This is a genomic window from Anaerococcus sp. HMSC068A02 (assembly GCF_001811125.1).
Lineage (GTDB): Bacteria > Bacillota > Clostridia > Tissierellales > Peptoniphilaceae > Anaerococcus > Anaerococcus vaginalis_C.
In genome coordinates, this window is record NZ_KV803735.1 from 1 (window position 1) to 3,651 (window position 3,651).

Below are 3,651 nucleotides of genomic sequence, written 5' to 3' on the forward strand. Positions count from 1 at the left end.
AATATAAATACTATAAATAAGTATCGTGAAATATATAAATACCACAAGAAAAATCCTGAGGACAAACAATTTGCAGAAGAATATTATAGCGAACTTTCCGTCTACAAAATAGCTGCTAAAGAAATTTTAGAAAACTATAAAAAACTGCCAAACACAAAAGAAATACTATCAAACCTCGATAAATTACAAGAAAAAAAGAACACCCTTATGCAAGAGTATTCTTCCTCAAAATCCACTATGGATGAGTTTTATAAGATACGAAAAAATTACGGAATTTATATGGATAAGGAGATGGAGAGATAGTGTCCTCTCCTCTTTTTAAAATTACTTTCAACTTATTTTTCCAACTATATTCTTTTGCTAATTCTTTTCTTTTTGCCAACTTTAATGCTCTTTAATATTTTATATGAAATAAAGCAACAACCAAAATTTACAAGTACACTAATCGCAAATTCCAACATGGATGTTTCATACACTCCTGACAAAATAAACACAGATGATATTGGATAAATGGCTCTTAAAATTTCCTTTGAGGCAAAAAATATTCCCACAAAAGAGTATATCTCAGCGATAATCAGAGCTATCCAGTAGCTCCTTTTAACAAGTCCAATAAGTGCAATAATTGGAGATATTACCATAAAAACGCTTATTCCAGTTAATACATATACAACAAAATAGTGAACTACTTCACTCATATTTACTGCGTGTAAATGCAATACCGCTTCTATAATTAAGGATGCCGTAAATAGTATTAAATAAACAAAAATACTACCTAATAGAGTAATTATCATTTTTGCAGTAATCATATTACTCTCGTCTATCGGTATTAGCCTTAATGATTTCAGTACATCTTCTTGTTCCTCACGACAAATAATATATCCTCCAAACAATGCTATCAAACTTGGCAAGACAAAATATGTGGTCAAAGAATGCACCTGTAAAATATACCATCCAAATGTGTCTATATACTTTTCCCCACTAAATGTAAATTGTCCTTGAAGAAAAACAACTCCCAAAGTCATTATGAGTGCAAATACAAGCAAAAATATCAATTTTGATCTGTGAAGTTTTTTATATTCAGCTAATAAAAGTGTCTTCATTTACCATCCTCTCCTTTTCAATAATAATTTTGTAACTATTGTAAATCCGACGACCCATATCCCTATACAAAGAAGAGAATAAAATATATTTATATCCTGATTTAATATTATTCCCGGGACATCCCTCAAAACAATTGCTGTAGAGCTTGATAATGGGTGTATATACATATTAACCATTAAAATTACAAATCCCGAAAAGGCATAAACAATCGTAATGCAAATCGGTAAAATGTATTTTTTTGTTAAAAATGCGATAGATAAAATAGGCAGCATGGAAACTGATAAAAGTCCACTAATCTCAAAACACTTTCTAATGAGAAAAATCAACAAAAAGTGATTCATCTCTATATGATGAATAATTCTTCCAAAAAGAAGTGTAAAGAGAATTGATAAACCCATAAAGACTAAAGTATATAAAAACACAATTATAAATTTGCTAATTAAAAGCTTCGTCTTTTGTATCGGAACAATCCATAATGCTTTAAAAGTGTCATTTTCATACTCCATAGACACAATCATTGTGGAAAATATTCCTAATATAATTGGTAAAATCAGCCATAAATTATAACTAAAGATTGTCCATTTGAAATATTTCATTGCATTGTCTGAAAGGTCTATATTCCCAAAGTATATAGTGGCAAGCAATGGCATTAAGAGTGTTGCCAGAAACATCATCCAAACAATCTTTTTCCTTTTCAATTTAAGAAACTCTACTTTAACTAAATTAAGCAATTCCCTCTCCTCCGGTTATCTTCTTGAAGTAATCTTCCAAAGAATCATTACAGGTTTGTGATGAAGCCACCGATATTCCATTCATAACTAATGACTTATTAATTTTTGCCATATCTAATCCGTGACTATATATCTTTACATGATTATTATCTTCAACAGAATAGTTGGTTATTCCGAACTCTTTTTCCAACACAATAGTCGTCTTTGATACATCAGACACTTCCAACATAATATACTTTCTATTTTTTTTATTTAATTCTTCCATGCTGCTTTCTTCTAAAAGAACCCCTTTATCTATAATGCCAACTGTATCAGCGAGAAGTGTTATTTCAGATAAAATATGACTGGAGATTAAAATTGTCTTTCCTTTTTTTATACTTAAATCTTTTATAAAATTTCTAACTTCCGCTATTCCAATGGGATCTAAGCCATTTGTCGGTTCATCTAAAATTAAAACCTCTGGATCATGTAAAATTGCATTAGCAATCCCAAGTCTCTGCTTCATTCCTAAAGAGTAATTTCCGAATAGTTTCTTATCTTTATGTGGTAAGCCAACTACTTCTAAAGCATTTTTTACCGCATCAGGGAAAGCCGTTCCTCTAAGCAGTGCAAATATTTCCAAATTCTCCGTCCCTGTAAGATTAGGATAAAATCCGGGTGTTTCAATAATCGCACCAATTCTTGGATAAATCTTTTTCTCATTACCTTTTATATTTTGGTTAAAAACACTTACTTCACCATTCGTAATATCAGTAAGTCCCAGTATCATCTTCATAATAGTGGTCTTTCCTGCTCCATTTCGTCCTAATAGCCCGTATATAGAACCTTTTTCAATGTGTAAATTTACCGAATTTACAGCCTTTTGTTCTCCATACACTTTTGTTAAATTCTTTGTTTCAATAATATAGTTTTTCATTTTCTTTTTTCTCCTTAATAATTTTGTCTTTTCATAGATTTTATAGAGAACACAAAAAATAGTGTTCCAATTGTTAAAATATGTAACAAACAACTAAACTGCGATACATTTAACGAATATCCACCTATACTGTTTTCTACCATTTCTTTGGCAGCCGATGATACATTTTGATAAACCCCTAATAAACTTGCCAGCGGATGTATATGAACTAATATCGAAGCTCCAAATATCCCAATTCCTAAATAAAGCAAGCACATAGAAATAGGTAAAACATAACTCTTAGAAAAAGTAGCAATATAAATTACCGGAAGCATTGCAATCGGAATTAATAAAGCTGCAAGCATATATAATATTGCTGCCTCTTTTAATGTAATTAAATTAAAATCTACGAATCCGGCACTTAATACTGCACCCAAAACTGATGACATATATGTTAATACCATCAAAAATATAGTCAGTAATTCTATCAAAATAAATTTCGCAAAAAATACTTCAAATCTACTAACCGAAGTTATTAGTACATTCTTTAAAGTGTCATTCTTCCTTTCGTCAAAAAATAACATTGTAGAAATCATTCCAATTACGATTGGCAAGAACACAAAAGTTATATTCTTAAACGCTAAACAATATAAGTCTCCAAAACTATCCATGATAGGACTTTCTCTTGAAATTGAAAATGCTCTTTCAATTGCAAACAAATTCAAGATAACAGTTAGTATAATAATACCTATCAAAATTTTACTTCTCTTCCATTTTTTTATTTCAGCTTTTATCAAGAACATATCGCACCTCCTTACAATAAATATTATAAATGATTAACCTTGCCATAATCTTGCGACACCCTTGTTTTTATCTTGTTTCAATAAAAAAAGGTGATGTTGCAGAATAGGTGAATATATTCTG

The 3,651-nt window shown here is 30.2% G+C and carries 4 protein-coding genes and 1 pseudogene; 1 reads left to right on the forward strand and 4 read right to left on the reverse strand.

The window, feature by feature from the left end:
• A pseudogene (locus tag HMPREF2782_RS03120) lies at nucleotides 1-303 on the forward strand (mobilization protein); the annotation flags it as partial.
• A 44-nt stretch (nucleotides 304-347) separates the two neighbouring features.
• Here HMPREF2782_RS03120 and HMPREF2782_RS03125 read toward each other — a convergent pair.
• Genes HMPREF2782_RS03125 through HMPREF2782_RS03140 form a run of 4 tightly spaced genes read right to left on the reverse strand, consistent with a single transcriptional unit; the run spans nucleotide 348 to nucleotide 3,530 of the window.
• A complete protein-coding gene (locus HMPREF2782_RS03125) occupies nucleotides 348-1,100 on the reverse strand; it encodes an ABC transporter permease (RefSeq protein ID WP_070640798.1) in 753 nt (250 codons plus the stop codon).
• The gene (locus tag HMPREF2782_RS03130) at nucleotides 1,101-1,832 is read right to left on the reverse strand and encodes an ABC transporter permease (protein WP_070640800.1); all 732 of its coding nucleotides are present in this window, start codon (nucleotides 1,830-1,832) and stop codon (nucleotides 1,101-1,103) included.
• A complete protein-coding gene (locus HMPREF2782_RS03135; protein WP_016648533.1) occupies nucleotides 1,825-2,748 on the reverse strand; it encodes an ABC transporter ATP-binding protein in 924 nt (307 codons plus the stop codon). The genes HMPREF2782_RS03130 and HMPREF2782_RS03135 overlap by 8 nt, the downstream gene beginning before the upstream one ends.
• 14 nt (nucleotides 2,749-2,762) lie before the next feature.
• A complete protein-coding gene (locus HMPREF2782_RS03140; protein ID WP_004835628.1) occupies nucleotides 2,763-3,530 on the reverse strand; it encodes an ABC transporter permease in 768 nt (255 codons plus the stop codon).
• Nucleotides 3,531-3,651: the final 121 nt, after the last annotated feature.

What these genes read in the sequence shown, in the direction of transcription:
- HMPREF2782_RS03135 (WP_016648533.1), bottom strand. Translation starts at nt 2,748, where the DNA reads ATGAAAAACTATATTATTGAAACAAAGAATTTAACAAAAGTGTATGGA.
- HMPREF2782_RS03140 (WP_004835628.1), bottom strand. Translation starts at nt 3,530, where the DNA reads ATGTTCTTGATAAAAGCTGAAATAAAAAAATGGAAGAGAAGTAAAATT.
- HMPREF2782_RS03125 (WP_070640798.1), bottom strand. Translation starts at nt 1,100, where the DNA reads ATGAAGACACTTTTATTAGCTGAATATAAAAAACTTCACAGATCAAAA.